The sequence below is a fragment of the Pararhizobium sp. LjRoot255 genome (assembly GCF_964252905.1).
Taxonomy (GTDB): Bacteria; Pseudomonadota; Alphaproteobacteria; order Rhizobiales; family Rhizobiaceae; genus Pararhizobium.
The window spans coordinates 1341192-1361708 of the sequence record NZ_CAXUPQ020000002.1; the positions used below are offsets into that span (position 1 = coordinate 1341192).

The following is a 20517-nucleotide window of genomic DNA, read 5'->3' on the forward strand; positions in this document are numbered from 1 at the left end:
AGGCGCGGACCTGACGGCTGAGCCCCGTCTTAGACGACGTGCTTGCAGGCCGAGGCTGGCGTGCGCGTGTCCATGTTCCGGCCCCGATTGAGGTGGTCGTCGATTTCCGCCGCCGCACCGATCATCCGCCCGAACAGGAAGATGGTGAAGGCGGCGGTTTCCAGATTGCGGTCGGTCATCTTGCCGGCCTGATGATCCTTCCACAGCACCGCCAGCAACAGCGCCGCGATGATCGCATCGACGTTCACGCAGAATACATAACGGCTGGCCCCTACCTCATAAAGCTGGCGCACTAGCTCGCGGTAGAAACGGTGGAAGACGTTGTATTCGCCGCGTTCCTCCATGAATTCAGCGATAAACCGTTCGCGCGGGTCGAAGTTTTCCGATTTGCCCTTGAAGACCGGATGGTGGACGCCAGGCAGCGCGCGGACCTCTGTTCCCAGTTCCTTGGCCTGCGCCTTTTCGCGTTTGTAGGCCAGCGCAAATTCCCGTGCCATCGCCGTCAGATCGAGCCCATGCGCGGGATCTGTCGGGTCCTTCAGCTCCTTACCGCGGAACTGCTCCAGCAAGAATGCCATGCCCTCGAAGCCGTTACCACCGTGGCTATAGCCGGAATGGGTCAGGAAGCCGACCATCGCCTTGTTGATCTGCACCCGGCCGGGCGTCTGCGGGCCATCGGCGGACACCGCGCCCTTGGCCCCCTGTGCCGTGATCGACCCCGGCCCGTTCGAGATCAGAAGCCCGATCAGGATCTGGACATAAAGCGCCTCGGTGGGATCGGGCTTCTTGCCGGTCATCGCCAGACAGCAGATATCGGCCATGGTCCAGTGCGAGAAACGTTCCTCGCGCGGAATACCCCACAGGCTGCCAGAGCGATGATGCTCGCCCGGAATGGTCGCGCCGACCATGACGCCGTAGAGCCGCAGATACCACGGCAGCGTCTCGGCCGTCAGACGGCTGATGCGCTTGCGCGCCAAGGGACCCCAGGCGATGGTCGTGGTGATCGCGGCCAAGATCGCGTCGCGCGACAGCCGTTGGTCAAAGCCCAGCAAAAACCGCAGGAACACCGACTTGCCGCCCCGCGCCGTGATTGCGGCCAGCATGGCTTCGGGTCGGGGATCATCTGCATCCTCGGGCGTGGCAAGGAACAGTGCCCGGGTTTCATCGTCCACCGAGATATCCGACACGTCGAAGTCGTCGTCCCGGCCGTCGCACAGGCCCGATTGGGCGAACAACGTGATCAGCGCGCGGGCACAGGCCAGCGCGCGTTCAACCCGGCGCGGGCCGGTGATCGCCGCCGCCACCGACATGACCGTATTGGGCGAGTTTCCGGCATCGCGCGCCGCATCCGCCGCCAGCAGGATCGGGTCACCGACCAGATTGACCTCGGCCGCCACGGCCACGTCCAGCAAGGCTCGGTCATGGGCATCGGCGATTTCGTGGACCAAGGGCAGCGCGAACATCGCCTCAAGCGGTTGCAGCGCCAGATCCAGCACGCTGTGGCCGTGGACGCTGGTCACCTGCGTCTGCGGGTCCATCAGCGACGCGCCCGAGGCGTCCTTCATCGACTGCCGCGCTATCACCGCGCCGATCTGCTGCGACCGGACGGCGATCTGTTCACCGTAGGGCGCTGGCGCGACGACCGTGGGCAGGACCAGATCAGGGGGCAGTGTCAGGCCCTGATCGTTGGCGATCCACGGCTTGAGCGACAAGGACCCTCGCGGAGCGAAATCCGGCTGGATGCCGTTCAGCGCCATCACGGCTGTTAGGGCCGCAGGAATATCGGCGATATTGGTGACAAGGGCTCCCTTTGCGGAAACATGCGGTGTTTCGGGCGTGTAGATTCCCTCGACACCGAATGCCTCCATGAACCAGCGTTCCTTGTCCTCGGCGCTGTCGCCCGAGCCGGCCATCGCCCCGGCATGGCCGACGGCGCGGGTCAACTTGGACTTCCAGCGGCCGACGACGCAGGCCACGACCGGCTTCTGCCAGTCAATGTTCTTTTCGTAATAGCCGCCCGGTTCGGCGTAGAGCACTCCCGCCTTGCTGCGCTGATCCTTGGCAAAGGCCAGCGCAAAGTCGCGCGCCGCATATTGGATATAGACGTCCTTGCCCGACGAGATCAGCGTCGTCGTGCCCCAACCCGCCGTGGTCAGGTATTGTGCAATGGTCGTGGTGAAGCCACCCGAGTTGGAAAAGATCGCGACCGAGCCCTTGACCAGCGACTCCTCGGGGTGATCGCCGCCCAAGGCGCCGCCGATGCGGACGCGGTTCCAGCTGTCGGCCACGCCAAGACAATTGCCGCCGATGATATCGATGCCATTCGCCTGCGCCATCGCCCGAATTTCGCGTGCGTCATGCACGGCGATCTTTTCGGTGATGATGACGATCTTGCGCAGGTCAGGATTTACGCGGATCAGTTCTGCCACGCCGTCCCGCACACCAGCCGGCGGCAGATAGACCACGCCAGTGTTGAAGCTGTGACCGGCGCGAATGCCCTCCAGCACGGTGTTGAACACCGGGATATCGCCGGCAGGCGTCTTCAGCACCTGACCCGAACGGCCGGGCGAGGTGCCGAAGACAACGTTGCCGCCGGAAAAGGCATTGCTGACCGGGGTCACGGTGCGGCTTTCGCCGCCAAGGATATTCAGCACGCAAACACGATCCTCGGGTGAGGCGATGGCTTCGAGCCGGTCAAGGCCAAGGAAATAAGGTAGGCCGGAAATTGCTTGTTGTCGCATGGCTTTCTCCCTAGGCCGCGATGTTCATGGAGCGTGCGATCTGCTCGCGCCCGCCGGTGCGCATCCAGTCGTCGATGCGCTTGGCGTAATTCACGACCTCGGAAATCGCGCTGTCGAAGCCGAAGAAGCGGTACGGCACGCCCAGACTGTCTAGCGTATCGGCCAGATTGCCCATGCCGCGCACCAGGTTCGGACCGCCGCGCCCGACGACGACGTAGAGCGGCACCGGCCCATGCTTGGCAAAATGTTCTCGCAGCGCGTCGCCCATGCCCCGGAAGGTTTCGAGGATGTCGGTGTTGTTCGACTTGCCGCCGATGATGAACAGCACGTTGGTTTGTTTCAGGAAATGGCGATAGCAGATCGCGGCCACCGCCTTCATCTTCTCATAGGGCGGGTTACCGCCAAAATCGGACGAGATGATCGCGGCCTCGCCCAGAACCTCGGTCACAAGGCTGTTTGCGCCGCCGCCAAAGGTCGGCGCAAGGATGCTGCCGGCTTCGTTGATCACGAACACATCCGATTGACCCTGGTGGGTCCGCAGCTGGTTCACTTCTTGTTCGAAATCCGAAATGTCGGCAGCAAAAAGATGCGGCGGCAGGCCCAGGCGACCAACACGAGGATCGTCGCGGTCGAACCCGCACTTGAAGTCACAGGCAATCGGCGTCAAGCGCCCTTCCTTGCCCGGCCGCATGCGGATCGGGTTCAGCTCCAGCGTGGTCATTCCGTAGTGGTGCATCAGCTCCCACAGCTTTGGCAGATGCTGGACCAGCGGCGAAATCACCTCTTTCGGCGCGCCGATATCAGTCAGCGCATTGGCCACGACAAACGCCTTTAACCCGGTCAGGGCATCGAAGGGGATCGAGACGATTTCGGTCTTGTCCAGCTCTTCGATATCGACGCCGCCGCGATGGGTGATTGTCATTGTCGGTGCGCGATATCGGGTGTCGTCAGTGATCGAAAAATAGATCTCATGCTCGGCCGGAACGCCCGCTTCGAAGGTGACTCCATTGGCCTTGGCGGTAGCGTTACCGTGGCGGTGTTCCGCGAAATACAGCCGTTCCTTTTCCGCCAGGGCCGTGCGCAGGTCGCGGGCCTTGCCGATCAACCCGGCCTTGCCCTTCTTGCCGACGCCGCCGCGAAAGACGGGCTTGACGAAGACAAGGCCGTGGCGGTCGATCATCGCCTGGATCTGGTCTTCGGACGCATCGGGTCCAAGCACCTCGGTCGCGGGAAAACCGACATGGGCCAGCAATTGTGCACCCGTGAGCATTCCGGTCACTTCCATGAGTTCCTCCTGTGGTTCCTGAAATATGCAAGAAGGAACACGACCCGAAGGCCGTGTCCGCAAGTCATCAGTCCGTGAAGATCTCGTCGCGCGATTTGCGCATTGAGGGCAGGACAGCAATGATCAGCGCGACAAGGCCGATCAGCAGCAGGACAGCCGACAGCGGCGAGGTCAGGAAGGTGGTCATGCTGCCGTCCGAGATGATCAGCGCCTGACGCAGCTTTTCCTCGAGCAGGCGGCCCAGCACGAAGCCAAGGGCAAGCGGCGCCACCTCGAACTGCAACTTGTAAAGCGCAAAGCCCAGCAGCCCTAAGATGCCCGCCATGATGACCTGACCCGCGTCGTTCGAGATCGAGAACAGGCCGATGCAGCAGAAGGCCACGATCGCCGGGAACAGCAGGCGGTAGGGCACTTTCAGCAGCTTCACCCACACACCGATCAGTGGCAGGTTGATGACGACCAGCATCAGGTTGCCAATCCACATCGACGCGACCAGACCCCAGAACAGGTCAGGGTTATTCTGGATCACCTGCGGGCCGGGGACGATGCCCTGGATCATCATCGCGCCGACCATCAGCGCCATGACCGCGTTCGGCGGCAGTCCCAATGTCAACAGCGGGATGAACGAGGTCTGCGCCCCGGCGTTATTGGCCGATTCCGGGCCGGAGACAGCCTGCGGCACGCCTTTGCCGAAATCCTGCGGCCGGTCTGAAATACGCTTTTCCAGCGCATAGCTGGCAAAGGGCGCAAGGATCGCGCCATTGCCCGGCAGCACGCCCAGGATCGAGCCAAGGCCGGTTCCGCGCAGGATCGCGCCAAGGTTCTGGCGCAGTTCTGTCAGGGTCGGTAGCAGCCGTCCAATCGTGCCGCGCATGACGTCGCGCTTTTCCGGGTCGGCAAGGTTCTTGAAGATCTCGCCAAAGCCGAAGACGCCCATTGCCAGCACCACGAACTCGATGCCGTCGGTCAGCATTTGCAGCCCGAAGGTCATCCGTTCGCGCCCGGTTTCCATATCGGCGCCGACGCAGGACAGCAGAACCCCCGCGACGATCATCGCCAGCGCCTTGACGAGAGAGCCATGCGCCAAGACCACCGCCAGCACCAGACCCATAATCATCAGCGAAAAGTATTCGGCGGGGCCGAACAGGAGCCCAAGCTTGGTCATCGGTATCGCCAGCGCCGCGATGACGATGGTCGCGACGGTGCCCGCGATGAAAGAGCCGATCGCCGCCAGCCCCAGCGCAACACCCGCCTGCCCCTTCTTGGCCATTTCATGCCCGTCGATGGCGGTGACCACCGCCGTCGCCTCGCCGGGGATATTGACCAGGATTGCCGTGGTCGAGCCGCCATATTGCGCGCCGTAATAGATGCCGGCAAGCATGATCAGCGCGCCGGTCGGGTCCAGCGACAGCGTGACCGGCAAGAGGATCGAGATTGTCGCCACCGGGCCTACGCCCGGCAACACGCCCACCAGCGTGCCGATCAGGCAGCCGATGAAGCAGAAGAAGATATTTTGCAGGGTAAAGGCTACCGAAAGGCCCAGACCCAGATGTTCAAACATGGCCATCATGTCAGTACCCGATCAACCAGGGCGCTACGGCCAGCGACAGCCCAAGCGCGTAACGGAACAGGGCGATGCAGACCACGGTCAGGATCGCCGCGAAGATTAGCAGTTCGCCATAGCGCACATCCTTGGCAGCGATGCCGGAGAATATGATCGACAGAGGCGTCGCCACCGCCATGCCCAGCACCGGCACCGAAAACGCGCCGAAGTCATAGCCGCGGATGGTGATTGCGAACAGGAAGACGCCGATCAGAACCGGCAGCATGTCGCGAATCGGCCAGCTTCCGGTCGTTTCCGCCCGGTCATTCCATGTCACCGCGATCTGCATCAGCCCCAGCAGGATGATCATAATCGACAATGCGCGCGGCAACAGGCCCGAGCCGACGCCACCCTCGCCCTGGAAGGGCAGGTCGGAACCTGCCCAAAGCGCGAAGAGGCCAAATACCACGAGGCTGAGACCAGCCAGCCTTTCGCGGCCGAGCCATGGGTACGACGGCGGGGAGACAGGCGGGGTTGGCGGACGAGCGGGGAGATCAACGTGGATAACCTCTTGGGTCATGGCTTATTCCACCTTGATATCTGCGGCCTTGACGACCTCGCCCCAACGGGTGCGCTCGGCAGCCATGAAGTCGGCAAACGCCTGACCGACGAGGTGCGACGGAACGCCACCGTCCTTTCGCAGGCTCTCGATGAAGGCCGGATCGGCCAGCGTTTCAGCGGTGGCATCGGCCACCTTGGTGCGCACATCCCCCGGCAGACCTTTGGGTCCCAAAAGACCATACCAAGCCGAGGCGCTGTATTCGGGCAGGCCGGATTCGGCCACGGTCGGCACGTCGGGCAGCGCAGCAAAGCGGTCTTTGCCGGTCACGGCCAGCGCCTTCAGCGTGCCATCCCGAATCAGACCGATCACCGACGGCACGGTCGTCACCATGAAATCGATATGACCGCCCAAGAGGTCGTTAATCGCCGGGCCTGCGCCTTTATAGGGTACGTGCTTCAGCTTGATGTCGGCCATCTGGCCCATCAGCAGCGTGGCGACATGGCTGGCCGAGGCATTGCCCGCCGAGCCATAGACCAGTTCGCCTGCCTTCGCCTGCTTCAGCAGTTCCTGCATCGAATTGACTTGCAGGCGCGGACCGGCGACGACGACCAGCGTGGCGTCGGCGATCATGGCGATGGGGTCCAGCGTCTCGGCCGGGTCGTTACGCAGCTTGAAGATATGCGGATTGACGACCATCGGACCCTGGTTGCCGATCAGCAGCGTGTAGCCGTCGGGATCGGATTTGGCGACGACATCGGTGCCGATGTTGGCCGCGGCGCCGGGACGGTTTTCCACGATGACGCGACCGCCAAGCGCCTTTTCGAACCGCGCCGCAAAGACGCGCGCGATGGCGTCGGTGCCGCCACCCGCGGCATAGGACACAACGATGGTCACCGGCTTGGACGGATAGTCCTGCGCCATGGCGGGCAGTGCGGCAAGCGACATAGTCGCCACGCTTACGGCAAGTGCAAATCGACGAGTGAATTTAAGCATGTGTTCTCCTCCCTTGGTAAAACAGTCTGCGACGCCACACAGCGCCCATAGCTAAGTCAGTTTTTGCGCCGAACCAGCGCGGCTCCTTCAAACAGTCGCCGGCAGGTGCGGGTGATGAAGACGACCGGGTCAAGCGTGGTTTCGTCCCGTTCGACGCGGACATCTATGCGCCCGGTCGGATGTTCCAGCGTCAGGTCGGCCGGAAAGCTCAGTTCGGGCAGCATGGCGCCAACAATGCTGTCGGGCAGCGTCGCGGCAATGGCAATCGACACGGCCCCGGTTGTGGCCAGCGACGTGTGGCAGGCATGCGGCGTGAAATAGCGCACGGCCAGCGTGCCACCGTTGCGCGGCGTCCCGATCAAGACGGGTTTGGGCAGAACCGAGTCGCGGACATCGCCAAGACCCATCCGCCGCCCGGCTTCGATCCTGATTTCCTCAAGCTGGGCCATGAATTCCGTGCTGGCATCCAGTTCCGCCGCGCTTTCGGATCCGGTCAGACCGAAATTCTCGGACCGCGCGATGACCACGGGGGTTGCGCCGTCGATTAGCGAGACGGGGACGCCGTTGATGATTTCCTGCGGTGTGCCCGAAGGCAGCAGCATACCGGTCTTTGCCCCCACTGCTTCAAGGAAGGCAAGATAGACCGGCGCGGCCGTGCCCGGCACGCCGTCGATCGCGGTTTCGCCCTGATAGCGCAGCTCGCCACCCGGTGTCTGAATCCGCGCCTCGATGATCTTGCCGGTGTTCACATTATGCACGCGCACGCTGGTTTCGCCCCTCTGCGCCGAAATCAGCCCCTTTTCGATGGCAAAGGCCCCGACCGCCGACAGCATGTTGCCGCAGTTCGGCCCGGTATCGACCGCGCGTTCCAGAACCTTCACCTGCGCGAACAGGTAATCCACATCGGCTCCGTCGCGCGTCGACGGCCCGACAATGGCGACCTTGGATGACAGCGAATTGCCGCCGCCGAGCCCGTCAATTTCCAGCGGGTGGCCCGATCCCATGATCTCGATCAGCAACTCGTCACGTTGCCGGGGGTCGCTGGGCAGATCGCTGTTCAGAAAGAACGGACCTTTCGAGGTGCCGCCGCGCATCAGCACGCAAGGAATGCGTATCTGGTCGTCCATGTGTGATTCTCTCCTGCGGCAACATCGCGCCGTCTCCATGGACTAGAGTGAGCCAAAACTACTGTGTTGTTAATTGCGAAGAATTCGTACATTATTCCGATATGAGAAATAATTTCGAATTTCTGGACTTGCGCGCCTTTCTAGCGGTCCTCGACCTGTCGTCGTTTCACGAGGCTGCAACGGTGCTGCATCTGTCGCCGCCGGCGCTGTCGCGGCGCATCCGCGGGCTGGAAGACGCTGTAGGCGCGCAATTGATCGAACGCACGACACGGCGTGTCGCGCCCACTCAGATCGGGCGCGAACTGGCCCCGCTGGTTCGCCGTCTGGTCGATGAATTTGAGGAATCGATCCTGTCGATTTCCGAGTTGGGCGGGCGACATCGCGCGCAGGTCACGCTGGCTTCGGTGCCAACCGCCGCGTTCTACTTTCTGCCGCGCGTGATCGAGGCATTCAACCATCGTTTTCCCGGAATCCGTTTTCGTATCATGGACTTGTCCGCCAATGAAGGTCTTGATGCCGTAGCCAATGGCGAGGTGGAATTCGGGATCAACATCACCGGGGCGACGCGGGACGATTTGACCTTTACACCGCTGATGGAGGATCCGTTCGTCCTTGCCTGCCGACGTGACCATCCGTTTGCCTCGGAAAAAACCCTGCCATGGTCGGCGCTGGAGGGGCAACCGCTGATCGGCGTGTCCAAGAAATCGGGCAACCGCGCGGTGTTGGACCAAGCGCTGGCAATGGCAGATCTGCGGCTGAACCTGAACTGGTTTTACGAGGTGAACCACCTGTCAACGTCTTTGGGACTGGTCGAGGCCGGGTTGGGCATTTCGGTCCTACCCCGGCTTGCCACGCCGCAACGCGAACACCCGCTGATTGCGACAGTGCAGTTGGAAAACCCGGTAGTGGTGCGATCGATTGGCCTCGTAGAACGCCGAGGTGCGCGGCTGTCGCCCTCGGCCCTGCGGTTCCGCGACATGCTGATCAACGAATGGCGCGGTGGCGCGGCAGAGATAGCGTCATCTCGCAGCGAGGCCGACCGGGTCTGAGCAACCTGACGGCCGATATTCAACCTTCCACAAAAGTGAGAAAGGCTGCCCGAAGTCTGTTAAGCCGTTGTATCTCAGAGGGAGGCCCGTTACGAGATACACAGTCGCCGTGGCGGCCTTGCGCCCGCGCGGCCTCGATGATGGATTCCAGGGTCCAAGAGTCCTCAAGGAATGCGCCTAGCCAAACGGCGCATGCATCCGTTTCCGGGTCGGAAAAAGCCTGTAGAAAAAAGTCCGTAGGGGCCGGTCATAGCCAATCGTGCTTCCGGGTCGGATTCGTCGCGGACTTCACTTCAACGGTTGTCGGCGTTCTCCCTGATCTCCGGCACCGGTTGGAGCAATCCCCCGGCCTATCAACCGCTGATCAGCTTCACCTCAAGGAAGTCCTCGAGGCCCCATTCACCGCCCTCGCGGCCGTTGCCGGATTGTTTGTACCCACCGAATGGCGTGCCCGGCGCGCGCGCCGCACCATTAACCTGGATCATCCCGGCGCGAATGCGTCGCGATACGCGCTTTGCCCGCTCCGGATCCCCTGTCTGGATGTAACCTGAGAGGCCGTAGGGCGTATCATTCGCGATCCGGATGGCATCTTCCTCGGTGTCGAAAGGGATCATGGTTAGCACTGGCCCGAAGATCTCTTCCCGGGCAACAGTCATCTCATTGTTGACGCCGGCGAAAATCGTCGGGCGTACATAGTAGCCTCGATTGACCCCTTCGGGACGACCGGGGCCGCCATGAATCAGTTGCGCACCTTCGTCGATACCTTTTTGGATCAAGGCTTGGATTCTGTTAAATTGCAGCTCGGAAACCACCGGGCCGATATGGTCCCCATCCTTGCGGGGGTCGGCAACCTTGATCGTTTCGGCGGAAGCTTTGGCCAAGGTGACGGCTTGATCATACACCGAGCGCTCCACCAGCATGCGGGTGGGCGAGTTGCAGGACTGTCCGCTGTTTTCGAAGCACTGTGCAACGCCGCGCTGGATCGCGGCCGGCAGGTCGCTATCGGCAAAAACGAGATTTGGTGATTTGCCGCCCAGTTCCAGCGATACACGTTTGACCGTCGCGGCCGCCGCGCGGGAGACCGCAATGCCAGCACGCGTCGAGCCAGTAAAGGACATCATGTCCACATCCGGGTGGTTCGAAAGGGCTTCGCCGACAACGGTGCCCTCACCGTTGACCAGGTTGAACACCCCCGCAGGCACACCCGCCTCATGGACGAATTCGGCGAAAAGCATTGCCGACATGGGGGCTATTTCCGATGGCTTCAGGACCACCGTGCAGCCGACCGCAATCGCCGGAATCACCTTGAGCGAAATCTGGTTCATGGGCCAGTTCCATGGAGTGATCAGGCCGCACACGCCGATCGGCTCATGCACAATTTTCTGATCGGGATTGGTTTTGTCCGGCACGCTTTCGAAGTGATGGGCTTTGAAGGCGCTGATGAAAGCCTTGATGTGTGAAAGGCCGACACTTGCCTGGGCCTCGCGGGCAAGTTTGATGGGCGCCCCCATTTCGGTGGAGATGGCTTCCGCCATTTCCTCCATGCGCCTGGAGTAGATCTCGGCGATTTTGTCGAGATAGATGAGGCGCTCCTCCCGGCTTGTCTGGCTCCAGCTTTCAAAGGCGGCGCGCGCGGCGGCCACCGCCAGGTCGATATCCCCCGGCGTGCCCGCCGAAACCATGGCATAGGCCTCTTCCGTCGCCGGATTGATGACGTCTATCGTGCGGCTTTGAATCGGCGCCCTCCATTGCCCGTCGATGTAGAAGTCCTTCTTTTGACTAAGTTTCGCTGCGTGAAGCATGATTTTTCCCTGGATGCAGAAGCCCCGCCATGGGGTGGTGAAGTTTATGGGTTGAATCGACAAGGCGGCAAGGCGCGGCGTTGCTAGGATCGATCAGCAAGGCCTTGTCTTCACCGTAGATGCCAAGGACGTCAGCGCAGTATTTGGCTTAGGAAAGTCCTGGTGCGTTCATGCCGAGGGTTATCGAAAAACTCGGCGGGCGTGTTTTGTTCGACGATCTGACCCTGATCCATGAATATGACCCTGTCGGCAACCTGACGTGCAAAGCCCATTTCGTGCGTGACGCAGATCATCGTCATACCTTCCTCAGCAAGCCCAACCATAGTATCGAGCACTTCCTTGACCATCTCCGGATCGAGCGCCGATGTGGGTTCGTCGAACAACATGATACTCGGGTTCATGCAAAGTGAACGCGCGATAGCCACTCTCTGCTGTTGCCCACCCGAGAGCTGAGCAGGGTATTTGTTCGCCTGTTCGGGTATCTTCACTCGGGCAAGGAAGTGCATCGCGCGCTCCTCCGCCTGTCCCTTGGGCATCTTCCTGACCCAAATCGGCGCAAGTGTGCAGTTTTCAAGAATGGTGAGATGAGGAAACAGATTGAACTGCTGGAACACCATTCCCACATCCCGGCGGACTTTGTCGATTTTCTTGAGATCGTTCGTAAGTTCGACTCCGTCAACGACGATGCGCCCTTCCTGGTGTTCCTCAAGCCTGTTTATGCAGCGGATCATAGTCGATTTGCCGGACCCGGACGGGCCGGCGACGACGATCCGCTCGCCTTTCATGATCTTGAGGTTGATGTCGGAAAGGACCTGGAATTCATCGTACCACTTGCTCAATCCCGTGATTTCGACTGCGACGTCGGTAACAGGCACTTGCATCGCCTTTACATCTCGCTGCCGATTGACCGCACTCATTCTTGTCCCCCTCATTCTATTGCTCCTTCTGTTGATTGTCGCCGTGGCGAACAGTGGTCACGTTGGCGTCATCGCGATCTCAGTAAGTGAGTTTGCCGTCGGCGATCCATCGAGCTGTGTCTTCGAGCGTCCTTTCGAAGGCGGTTACCAACTCCTCGATCTGTCCTTCAGTGATGACCAGCGGCGGGCAGAGCGCGATCGTATCCGCGTCGCGGGCGGCGGTAGATAAGGGCATTGTTGTCTCCAGATATGGTTTGTTTAGAGCAGCCTCGAATGGGGTTCGATGGCGCTGTCGATCATCTGCGCTCAAGGGCGAACTCCTCCTCGAGACGCCGGGAATGCAGTGACAAGATGAAGCAGAAGGCGAAGAAGGCCGCGCCAACGGCAAGGTAAGCTTCGCGGTAGAACCCCATCCAGACGCCATCTGCGATCGCACCACGAGCACCGCCGAGCACATCTACAAGACCAATCACGCTGATCAGTGTCGTGTCCTTGATGGACTCGATGAAAGTGTTGATGATCGCCGGCAGGGCGATGCGGAATGCCTGTGGCAGAACTATTAGACGAGAGATGAGGCCGTGGCGAAGGCCAAGGCTGGCGGCAGCCTCCGACTGGCCATGCGGAACGGCGTCGAGGCCGGACCTGATCGCCTCCGCGAGATAGGCCGCCTGGAACAGCACAAGTGCTATCTGAGCACGCGCAACGGTATCTATGTTTCCCCCAAACGGAAGGAAGAAAGGCAGCATCGTAGATGCGACGAAGAGAACCGCGAGTAATGGCACTCCCCGAACAATCTCGACATAGGCATCGCAAAATCGTTTGACGATCCTGACCTTCGAGCGACGGCCGAGGGCGATCAGGACCGACAGCGGCAGCGCCAGTATGATGCCGAATGCCGACAAACCCACGGTGAGGGGAAGGCCTCCCCACTTGCTTGTCGAAACATATGGCAGACCCGGCAGACCGCCGCTCATGAGAACGGCGCTCGCGATCATCGCGCCGACCCATGCGAACGCCAACCACGGCCTCCAGCAGGCTCTGAAACCGCTCGCCACGAGCAAGACCAGGATAATCAAGGTCACGAGGCTAGGACGCCAGTATTCCTCTGGAGGATAGCTGCCGAAGAGGATGATGTTGTAACGTGCCCGCAGCATCGACCAGCAGGCACCGCCCGTGGCACGGCACTCGTCAGGGGTCGCGATCCTGAAGGTCGCGTCAATGATGGCCCATCGGATGAACTCGACGCCCCCGTAGGCGATCAACATTACACCGAGAATCGTAACTAGGGCATGGGGCCAGGGGTTGAACAGGGGGCCGATCCGCTTCGTGAAGGAGGGTCCTTCGCGGACAGCCGCGGGGGCGGCAAGTTCACTCATAACTTCACCATTTGCGCGCGCTTTTCGAGCCGACGAGAGACCATCGACGTGATCAGGCTAAGGGACAGGTAGATCAGCAGGTAGATGCTGACGGTTTCGATCGCACGCCCGGTCTGGTTGAGCGCGGTGTTGCCAACGGACACGAGGTCAGGAAATCCGATGAGCACCGCCAATGTCGTGTTCTTGATCAGGTTCAGATACTGATTAGCCAGAGCCGGAAGCATTATCCGGATCGCCTGCGGCGCAAGAACAAGCCAAAGGGAAAGCAGAATGTTTAGGCCGAGCGATGCGGCTGCTTCAGGCTGGCCTTTCGGGATCGCTGCGAGGCTGCCTCTAACGATCTCGGCTATGAAGCCAGACGTGTAGAAACTGAGGCCAAACATCATGGCCAGGTACTCCGGTGTCACGCTCCAGCCACCTCGAAAGTTAAAGCCCATGAGCTTCGGCCAGTCCATCGAGGTCGTCAGGCCGATCCAGACGGCAAGCGCTGCAAAGCCTGCAGCGCAGGCGGCCAACGCAACGCGGCTGGCCAACGGGAAGTTGCCGGAGCGGCCTCTGGCCCTCACTGAGCGTTTCCACACCACAGCGGTAACTACCATCAGGAACAGGGCGGCAGTTCCCGAAAGCCATGCGTTGGCGAAGACCGGCATCGGCGCGTATAGTCCTCTACTCGAAAGGACCAATCCGTCGAAAAGTGTCCAGGCTTGCCGAGGAGCGGGCAGTCCGCGTACAGTCGTCGCGCAGACCACGAGTATCAACAGGAGCGGAACGTTCCGAGTGAACTCCACAAATGTCTTGGCCGCACTGGTCAGCAGCGGGTGTCCGATGCGAGCCGTCAGACCAACAGCGATGCCGAAGATAGTCGCGAGGACAATGCTCGACAGCGCGAGATGTATGGTGTTCAGCAACCCGGCGGTCAACGCCCGCAGATACGTGTCGCCTGAACTGTAGGCGATCAGGGATTCTCCGATGGGGAATGACGTGGGCGCGGTAAGAAACCCGAAGTCGATCGTCATACCCCGGGCGGCGAGGTTCGCTGAGAAATTGAGCGACAGCCATGTCACCATGGCGATGGCTGTCGCTACAAAAACCAGACCGTTCATATGGGTCCGAGAGATCATCTCAAGGGAGCCGCATACATCAGGCCACCCTTGGTCCAAATGGCATTGAGGCCGCGATCCAGCTTAAGCGGGGAGCTCTTGCCAAGATTGCGTTCGAAGCTTTCGCCGTAGTTGCCGACCGCTGAGACGATCTTCACAACCCAGTCTTCAGATAGACCGAGGTCCTTACCGTTGCCGGGCGTCTTCCCGATCAGTTGCTGAATTTCAGGATTGGTCGAAGAGGAGGCCATCTCCTGGACGTTGCCCTGGGTAATGCCGAGTCGTTCGGCCTCGACGAGGGCGAACATCACCCAACGGGCAGTCAGGAAGAGTTCGTCATCGCCGCCGTAGACCGCCGGCGCGTAAGGTTCCAAGGTGATGAATTCCGGGAAGATGACATAGTCGTCGGCATTGCCATGGGCCGCCCGCGATCCTGCGAGATTGCCGTAATTGCCTCCGAAGGCGTCACAACGGCCGCCAAAGAACGCGGCGTCGAGCTGCTCCCATGTGCCGAGAACGAGCGGAGTGTACTTCAGGCCGCGTGACTTGAAGAAGTTCTCCGTGTTCACCTCAAATGTGGACCCCTGAAGGATGCAGACAGTGGCGTCTGCGAGCTTATCGGGGCTGTCGATCCCGAGCGATTTCGGCACCATGAAAGTGTAACCGTCGAAGTAGTTCGGAGACGTGAAGCGCACCTTCTGGGCGCCTTCGCGGTTCAAGGTGGTCGTGGTGTCGTGTGCCAGGACGTCGATTTCGCCAGAGGCGAGAAGCACGAAGCGGTCCGAATAGGAAGTCTGGCGATAGTTTACCTTTGTTGCGTCACCCAGGATCGCGGCCGCCATGGACTTGCAGAAATCGATGTCGATTCCGGCCAGTTCGCCGTTTGTCGCAGGCGCAGAGAAGCCGGGCACAGCCTGGCCGACGCCGCAGACTAGGTTCCCTTTCTGCTTGATGCTGTCTACCACTTTCCCCGCTAAGGCCTCGGCAGGCGCGAGAAGAGTGCCCACGGCCGCAATGGCCGCGATGCATCCGAGTAGCTTGGCGCGAGTTCTTCTGAAGGCGTTCATTCTGCATTCCCTCTCGTTGTTGTTGAACGGAAGACTTCAATCCGGTCCGCCGTCGACCGACGGATCGCATACCTGTCGCAATCGATGGTGGTCACCAGTCGCTGCGATGGATTCGTTTCGAGATCCTCGAGCATGCCGTGGTGGCTGCCCTCGCGGTCCAGACCGCTTTGCTTCATGCCGCCGAACGGAGCGGCCGCGTCGGAAACGACGCCGCGATTGATCCCGACCATCCCGCTCTCGATCCTCCCGCGACGGCGAGCGCCCGTTTCCAGTCGCGGCTGAACAGATAAGCGACCGGTCCGTACTCGGTGTCGTTCGCCATCCGGACAACTTCGTCTTCGGTGTCGAAGGCGGCGACCGGCGCTGCGGCCGGATTGAGGATGCAGGTGCAGCCGGCAGCCAGCGCGGGAGCCAGGCGAGTCGCTATTGCGGCAGGGAAGTTCCATGGTGTTACCAATACGGCGACGCCAATCGGTTCATGGTTCACAATGATCTGGTTGACCCCAGACGGCGCGAGACCGAATTCATCCGGAGGCCGGACAGCTTCTTCAGCATAGCAACGGACGAACTCTGCCGCGTACGTCACCGTCACTTCCGACCGGGCATCGGGCCGAGCCTTGCCGTTCTCAGCCGAAATCAAACTGGCAAGCCAGTCCGAACGCTCTAACATCAAGTGGAGGCATTTCATGAGGCTGTCGGACCGACGGCGAGGGGAGGTTGCCTTCCAAGCGTCTGCCGCCGCGGCTGCGGCATCGACAGCAGCTACCGCGTCGGCGACATCTCCATCGGCGACTTTCGCAATCACGGTGGCGGTCGACGGATCAACCACGTCAAGCGCGCGGGCGTCTTTCGCTGACAGCCATTCACCACCGATGAACAGTTGCATCGGCACTTTGCCTGCGACGGCGATCGCGTCGGCCGAGGCTTCCGTGTAGGGTTGTTTTACTGGATTTGATTTCACGTTCGGCACCATTTGCTACCAATCCTGGTTTATCGACGCGCGATCAATATAGAATTGGTTTCGATTTTGGTGTCAATATAGATCAAATTGGTTGCGAGAAAAGTTTCAAGGAAGGGCTATGAGTATTGTACTGAAGGATTTCATCGAGGCAGAAGGGCTGGAGTCTCGGGGATCGTCTGCCGCCTGAGCGCGATCTGGCGCTAAGCTTGTACTCCCACGTACAGCGCTCAACCGAGAATGCTCGCTGCGTTGGAGGAGGAGGGTAATCAGGCGTGGAAGGGGATACGTTTGCGGGCGATCTCGGCGTGCCTCGAACGACATCAAGAGAGCATGCCGCTGTCGCGCAATTCCTGATTTTTTGGCGGAAGCGAGTTGAACTAAAATCGCTCATAATACCTCCGGCGCCTAGCGGGCGGCCTTGAGCGTTGTCAGCCGGAGGCTCGGCTCAGGGGAGTCACGAAAAGACATCCAAATCGATCGGCACCGAGAACCCGGTTTTGACCCGATCCATTACAACCATTGTCTTGAAGCCCTTGATGTCAGGGTTCTCATAGAAGAACTTCCGGGTAAAACCTTCGTAGTCCTCCATGCTCTGTGCGGTCACGATGAGCACGAAGTCTGATTCTCCCGTGACGTAGTACCCGTTCATCACCTCCGGCGTATGGCGGATCGACTGTTTGAAGCGGTCAACAATGTCAGCCCTTTCGCGCTCAAGCGACACAAGCACAAGCATCGCGATGGGTCGGCCGACCGCTTTCGGTGTTACGATCGACACATCTGCCTCGATTACTCCCTTTTCGCGCAGTCGCTTCAGGCGACGCTGGACCGCTGTGGCCGAGAGACCGACCATGGCACCCAGCTCTTCGCTGCTGTGGCGATTGTGGGTTTGCATGATGCTGAGCAGGCGAGCATCAAGGCGATCAAGGTTCATCGAAAAATCCGCATAATTTCTTCGTCATCAGCGCAACAAAAGCAGGATTTCTGCGATTTGGCAACTAACCTTGGCGAAATAGTGCGCGGGAATGAACATAAGCTTCATCCATCAGAAAGAGGGCACGAAGAAAATGCTTGAGGCAGCGATGACGGCGCGACGCGCCCTAGGACATCTTAACGACCCGGAATTGCTGCGGTCTCAGCCGTATATCGATGGCCAGTGGTTAGAATCCAAAAGTGCGACCGGAGTTGCTGACCCGGCAACCGGTGATGAAATTGCCCATGTCGGCGATTGCGATGTGCAGATGCTTGATAAAGCGATCAACGCGGCCGAGAACGCCTTCAAGACCTGGCGAGCTCTCCTTGCCGGTGAGCGCGGTAAGATTATCTTATCCTGGGCGGGCCTCATCCGTCGACATGCGCGTGATCTGGCCACAATCCTGACTGCGGAACAGGGCAAGCCCCTTGCAGAGTCCGAGGCAGAAATCCTTTACGGTGTTGGCTTCATCGAATGGTTCGCAGCCGAAGGCGAGCGGGCATATGGCGAGACGATCCCCAGCCACAAGCCTGCCAGCCGCCTGTTCGTTTCCATGCAGCCGGTTGGTGTCAGCGCCGCCGTCACGCCATGGAACTTCCCAAGCGCCATGATCGCAAGAAAGGCAGCTGCGGCACTTGCTGCGGGATGCCCGGTCATCGTGAAACCGGCCGTCGAAACGCCCTTGTCGGCACTGGCGCTGGCCGAACTCGCTCACCGCGCCGGGTTCCCGCGCGGTGTCCTCCAGGTGTTGACCGGCGAGCCCAAGCTTCTGACAGATGGGCTGCTTGCCGACGAACGCGTGCGGGCTTTTTCCTTCACCGGATCGACCGAGGTAGGCCGCCTTCTTCTTACAAAAGCGGCCGCCACAGTCAAAAAGGTCTCCATGGAACTCGGCGGCCATGCGCCCTTCATCGTCTTCGACGACGCCGATCTCGATGAGGCGGTGGAAGGCTGCGTTGGCGCGAAATTCACGACATCAGGACAGGACTGTCTCGCTGCAAACCGCATCTATGTCCAGGATGGCATTTACGAGGTTTTCGTGAAGAGGCTTCAGTGCCGCGTCGAGGCGCTGAGGGTGGGGCAGGGGTTTGAGGTGGGTATCGACATTGGACCGATGACGAAGACGTCGGTCGTCGAAAAATGCCGTCTTCATATCGAAGATGCAATCAACAAGGGCGCGCGGTTGCTCGTGGGCGAAATCCCTGATCCCGCACTTGGAAATTTTGTCGCCCCGACCCTGCTGGCTGATGTCACCCACGAGATGCTCGTCTCGTTGGAAGAGACCTTCGGTCCGGTAGCGCCGGTTCTTCGTTTCACGAGCGAGGAAGAGGTTCGTGCCGGCGCGAATGCAAGCGAGATGGGGCTCGCGGCCTACGTCTACACCCGCGATCTGAACCGCGCGATGCGCCTTTCGGACACGCTCGAATATGGAATGGTGGGTATCAACACCGCATCGTTTACCGGTGCGCCTATTCCGTTTGGTGGCTGGAAACAGTCAGGGCTGGGACGGGAGGGCTCACGCCACGGCCTGCAGGAATTCATGGAACTCAAATATGTGTGCTTCGGCGGACTGGCCGCGTAAGGAAATGACGATGACGAATATTGCTGAAATCGCAGAAATGGACCGCAGAACGGTTCTCCACCCTTTCACCTATCTTAAGGATTACGCATCGGGTGATACCGATCCTACCATCATGGAAACGGGCAAGGGCGTTCGTATAAAGGACGCGACCGGCAGGGAGTTCATCGACGGGTTTGCCGGTCTCTATTGCGTGAACATCGGTTACGGTCGCACCGAAGTCGCCGAGGCGATCGCACGACAAGCTTACAAGCTTGCCTACTACCATTCTTACGCCGCTCACACGACAGAAGAGCTGGCGCGTCTTTCCGATCGGCTCGTTAGAATGGCGCCGGGAAACATGTCGAAAGTCTTTTACGGCCTGTCAGGCTCCGACGCGAACGAGACCCAGGCGAAAATCGTCTGGTACTACAACAATCTTCGCGGAATGCCGCAGAAGAAGAAGATCATCGCACGGGAGCGCGGTTATCACGGGTGTTCCGTTGTTGCCGGCTCCATGACGGGCCTGAGCTTCTACCACGATCACATGGACCTGCCGGTTTCCGGCATCCTCCGGACTGGCGTTCCGCATTTCTACCGGGGTGCATTGCCCGGAGAAACCGAGGAAGCGTTTTCGCAGCGCCGCGCCGACGAACTGGAGGCACTCATTATTGCCGAAGGTCCGGAAACGGTTGGCGCGTTCATTGCCGAGCCGGTGCTTGGAACCGGCGGCATTACCCCGCCGCCCGCCGGATATTGGCCTAAGATTCAGGCCGTGCTCCAGAAATATGATGTGCTGCTGATCGCCGATGAAGTGGTTTGCGGGTTCGGCCGCACCGGTGCCATGTTCGGCTCGGATCTCTACGGTATGGAGCCCGATCTGGTCACAGTCGCCAAGGGTCTGACGTCCGCCTATGTACCCCTGTCCGCCTCGATTGTGTCGCAAAAAGTCTACGACGTCATGGAGGAAGCAACGCCGCGTGTGGGGTCCTTCTCGCATGGTTACACCTATTCCGGCCATCCGATCGGCGCTGCGGCCGCAAACGCGGTTCTCGACATCGTCGAGCGGGAGGATCTGGCGGGCCAGTCCGCGACGAAAGGCGCCTACCTGCTGAAACGGCTGAAGGCGGAATTCGAGCAGAACCCGATCGTCGGCGAAGTTCGCGGCGTAGGCATGCTGGCCGCCGTGGAGTTCGTGTCCGACCGCGGCACCAAGGCTTCGTTCGATCCGGGTCTTAAAGTCGGAGCGCGTATTTCCCAGGCGGCCCGTAATCGCAACCTGATTGCCCGGGCGATGCCACACGGGGACATCCTGGGCTTTGCTCCGCCGCTGGTCATGACGGAAGCCGAAATCGACGAAGTGGTCGCGATCGCGAAAGCTGCGGTCGACGAGGTGATGAAGGAGTTGGACGCTCAAGGTGCTGTGGCGGGATAAAGGATGACCAATTGCCTGGAGAGTTATCACG

General features: G+C 60.4%; 16 protein-coding genes and 1 pseudogene. 3 read left to right on the top strand and 14 right to left on the bottom strand.

The features are described from left to right. Nucleotides 1–29: 29 nt before the first annotated feature. Genes ACSQ2W_RS25420 through ACSQ2W_RS25445 form a run of 6 tightly spaced genes read right to left on the bottom strand, consistent with a single transcriptional unit; the run spans nt 30 to nt 8251 of the window. Nucleotides 30–2741, bottom strand: coding sequence for a CoA-binding protein (locus tag ACSQ2W_RS25420; protein WP_436088877.1), 2712 nt, complete (start codon nt 2739–2741; stop codon nt 30–32). 10 nt (nt 2742–2751) lie between these two features. Further along, nucleotides 2752–4146 (bottom strand): ATP-grasp domain-containing protein, encoded by a 1395-nt coding sequence (locus ACSQ2W_RS25425; RefSeq protein WP_436088878.1) that lies wholly within the window; start codon nt 4144–4146, stop codon nt 2752–2754. After that, entirely contained in the window at nt 4094–5596 is a 1503-nt protein-coding gene (locus ACSQ2W_RS25430) for a tripartite tricarboxylate transporter permease (RefSeq protein ID WP_436088879.1), read from the bottom strand. Before ACSQ2W_RS25430 ends, ACSQ2W_RS25425 begins: the two co-directional genes overlap by 53 nt. Nucleotide 5597: 1 nt before the next feature. After that, a complete protein-coding gene (locus ACSQ2W_RS25435; RefSeq protein WP_436088880.1) occupies nt 5598–6149 on the bottom strand; it encodes a tripartite tricarboxylate transporter TctB family protein in 552 nt (183 codons plus the stop codon). A gap of 3 nt (nt 6150–6152) precedes the next feature. Then, on the bottom strand, nt 6153–7124 hold the full coding sequence (locus ACSQ2W_RS25440; protein ID WP_436088881.1) for a Bug family tripartite tricarboxylate transporter substrate binding protein: 972 nt from the start codon (nt 7122–7124) through the stop codon (nt 6153–6155). 56 nt (nt 7125–7180) lie between these two features. Beyond that, nucleotides 7181–8251 carry a 4-oxalomesaconate tautomerase gene (locus tag ACSQ2W_RS25445; protein WP_436088882.1) on the bottom strand — a complete coding sequence of 357 codons (1071 nt, stop codon included), beginning with the start codon at nt 8249–8251 and terminating at the stop codon, nt 7181–7183. A 101-nt stretch (nt 8252–8352) separates the two neighbouring features. Here ACSQ2W_RS25445 and ACSQ2W_RS25450 point away from each other — a divergent pair, with 101 nt between their 5' ends. After that, on the top strand, nt 8353–9300 hold the full coding sequence (locus ACSQ2W_RS25450) for a LysR substrate-binding domain-containing protein (protein ID WP_436089002.1): 948 nt from the start codon (nt 8353–8355) through the stop codon (nt 9298–9300). Between the two features lie 353 nt (nt 9301–9653). On the opposite strand, the gene ACSQ2W_RS25455 is transcribed toward ACSQ2W_RS25450, so the two are convergent. The 8 genes and pseudogenes from ACSQ2W_RS25455 to ACSQ2W_RS25490 form a co-directional block, all read right to left on the bottom strand. Beyond that, nucleotides 9654–11102 carry an aldehyde dehydrogenase family protein gene (locus tag ACSQ2W_RS25455; protein ID WP_436088883.1) on the bottom strand — a complete coding sequence of 483 codons (1449 nt, stop codon included), beginning with the start codon at nt 11100–11102 and terminating at the stop codon, nt 9654–9656. A gap of 131 nt (nt 11103–11233) precedes the next feature. Continuing rightward, nucleotides 11234–11983, bottom strand: a complete 750-nt coding sequence (locus ACSQ2W_RS25460) for an amino acid ABC transporter ATP-binding protein (protein ID WP_436089003.1) — start codon at nt 11981–11983, stop codon at nt 11234–11236. A gap of 115 nt (nt 11984–12098) precedes the next feature. After that, nucleotides 12099–12254 carry a hypothetical protein gene (locus ACSQ2W_RS25465; protein WP_436088884.1) on the bottom strand — a complete coding sequence of 52 codons (156 nt, stop codon included), beginning with the start codon at nt 12252–12254 and terminating at the stop codon, nt 12099–12101. A gap of 61 nt (nt 12255–12315) precedes the next feature. Further along, the gene (locus tag ACSQ2W_RS25470) at nt 12316–13395 is read right to left on the bottom strand and encodes an amino acid ABC transporter permease (RefSeq protein ID WP_436088885.1); all 1080 of its coding nucleotides are present in this window, start codon (nt 13393–13395) and stop codon (nt 12316–12318) included. Next, nucleotides 13392–14498 (bottom strand): ABC transporter permease subunit, encoded by a 1107-nt coding sequence (locus ACSQ2W_RS25475; protein ID WP_436088886.1) that lies wholly within the window; start codon nt 14496–14498, stop codon nt 13392–13394. The genes ACSQ2W_RS25470 and ACSQ2W_RS25475 overlap by 4 nt, the downstream gene beginning before the upstream one ends. A 14-nt stretch (nt 14499–14512) precedes the next feature. Further along, entirely contained in the window at nt 14513–15562 is a 1050-nt protein-coding gene (locus ACSQ2W_RS25480; RefSeq protein WP_436088887.1) for an amino acid ABC transporter substrate-binding protein, read from the bottom strand. Next, nucleotides 15559–16535, bottom strand: a pseudogene (locus ACSQ2W_RS25485) (aldehyde dehydrogenase family protein). Before ACSQ2W_RS25485 ends, ACSQ2W_RS25480 begins: the two are co-directional and overlap by 4 nt. Before the next feature lie 442 nt (nt 16536–16977). Further along, nucleotides 16978–17454 carry an Lrp/AsnC family transcriptional regulator gene (locus ACSQ2W_RS25490; protein ID WP_436088888.1) on the bottom strand — a complete coding sequence of 159 codons (477 nt, stop codon included), beginning with the start codon at nt 17452–17454 and terminating at the stop codon, nt 16978–16980. 133 nt (nt 17455–17587) lie between these two features. On the opposite strand from ACSQ2W_RS25490, the gene ACSQ2W_RS25495 reads away from it, so the two are divergent. Then, nucleotides 17588–19075, top strand: coding sequence for an NAD-dependent succinate-semialdehyde dehydrogenase (locus tag ACSQ2W_RS25495; RefSeq protein WP_436089004.1), 1488 nt, complete (start codon nt 17588–17590; stop codon nt 19073–19075). 10 nt (nt 19076–19085) lie between these two features. Next, on the top strand, nt 19086–20486 hold the full coding sequence (locus ACSQ2W_RS25500; RefSeq protein WP_436088889.1) for an aspartate aminotransferase family protein: 1401 nt from the start codon (nt 19086–19088) through the stop codon (nt 20484–20486). Nucleotides 20487–20517: the final 31 nt, after the last annotated feature.

Coding starts and splice junctions, on each gene's coding strand:
- ACSQ2W_RS25450 (WP_436089002.1), top strand. CDS start 8,353: ATGAGAAATAATTTCGAATTTCTGGACTTGCGCGCCTTTCTAGCGGTC.
- ACSQ2W_RS25475 (WP_436088886.1), bottom strand. CDS start 14,498: ATGAACGGTCTGGTTTTTGTAGCGACAGCCATCGCCATGGTGACATGG.
- ACSQ2W_RS25455 (WP_436088883.1), bottom strand. CDS start 11,102: ATGCTTCACGCAGCGAAACTTAGTCAAAAGAAGGACTTCTACATCGAC.
- ACSQ2W_RS25465 (WP_436088884.1), bottom strand. CDS start 12,254: ATGCCCTTATCTACCGCCGCCCGCGACGCGGATACGATCGCGCTCTGC.
- ACSQ2W_RS25490 (WP_436088888.1), bottom strand. CDS start 17,454: ATGAACCTTGATCGCCTTGATGCTCGCCTGCTCAGCATCATGCAAACC.
- ACSQ2W_RS25435 (WP_436088880.1), bottom strand. CDS start 6,149: ATGACCCAAGAGGTTATCCACGTTGATCTCCCCGCTCGTCCGCCAACC.
- ACSQ2W_RS25430 (WP_436088879.1), bottom strand. CDS start 5,596: ATGATGGCCATGTTTGAACATCTGGGTCTGGGCCTTTCGGTAGCCTTT.
- ACSQ2W_RS25495 (WP_436089004.1), top strand. CDS start 17,588: ATGCTTGAGGCAGCGATGACGGCGCGACGCGCCCTAGGACATCTTAAC.
- ACSQ2W_RS25500 (WP_436088889.1), top strand. CDS start 19,086: ATGACGAATATTGCTGAAATCGCAGAAATGGACCGCAGAACGGTTCTC.
- ACSQ2W_RS25420 (WP_436088877.1), bottom strand. CDS start 2,741: ATGCGACAACAAGCAATTTCCGGCCTACCTTATTTCCTTGGCCTTGAC.
- ACSQ2W_RS25460 (WP_436089003.1), bottom strand. CDS start 11,983: ATGCAAGTGCCTGTTACCGACGTCGCAGTCGAAATCACGGGATTGAGC.
- ACSQ2W_RS25480 (WP_436088887.1), bottom strand. CDS start 15,562: ATGAACGCCTTCAGAAGAACTCGCGCCAAGCTACTCGGATGCATCGCG.
- ACSQ2W_RS25470 (WP_436088885.1), bottom strand. CDS start 13,395: ATGAGTGAACTTGCCGCCCCCGCGGCTGTCCGCGAAGGACCCTCCTTC.
- ACSQ2W_RS25445 (WP_436088882.1), bottom strand. CDS start 8,251: ATGGACGACCAGATACGCATTCCTTGCGTGCTGATGCGCGGCGGCACC.
- ACSQ2W_RS25440 (WP_436088881.1), bottom strand. CDS start 7,124: ATGCTTAAATTCACTCGTCGATTTGCACTTGCCGTAAGCGTGGCGACT.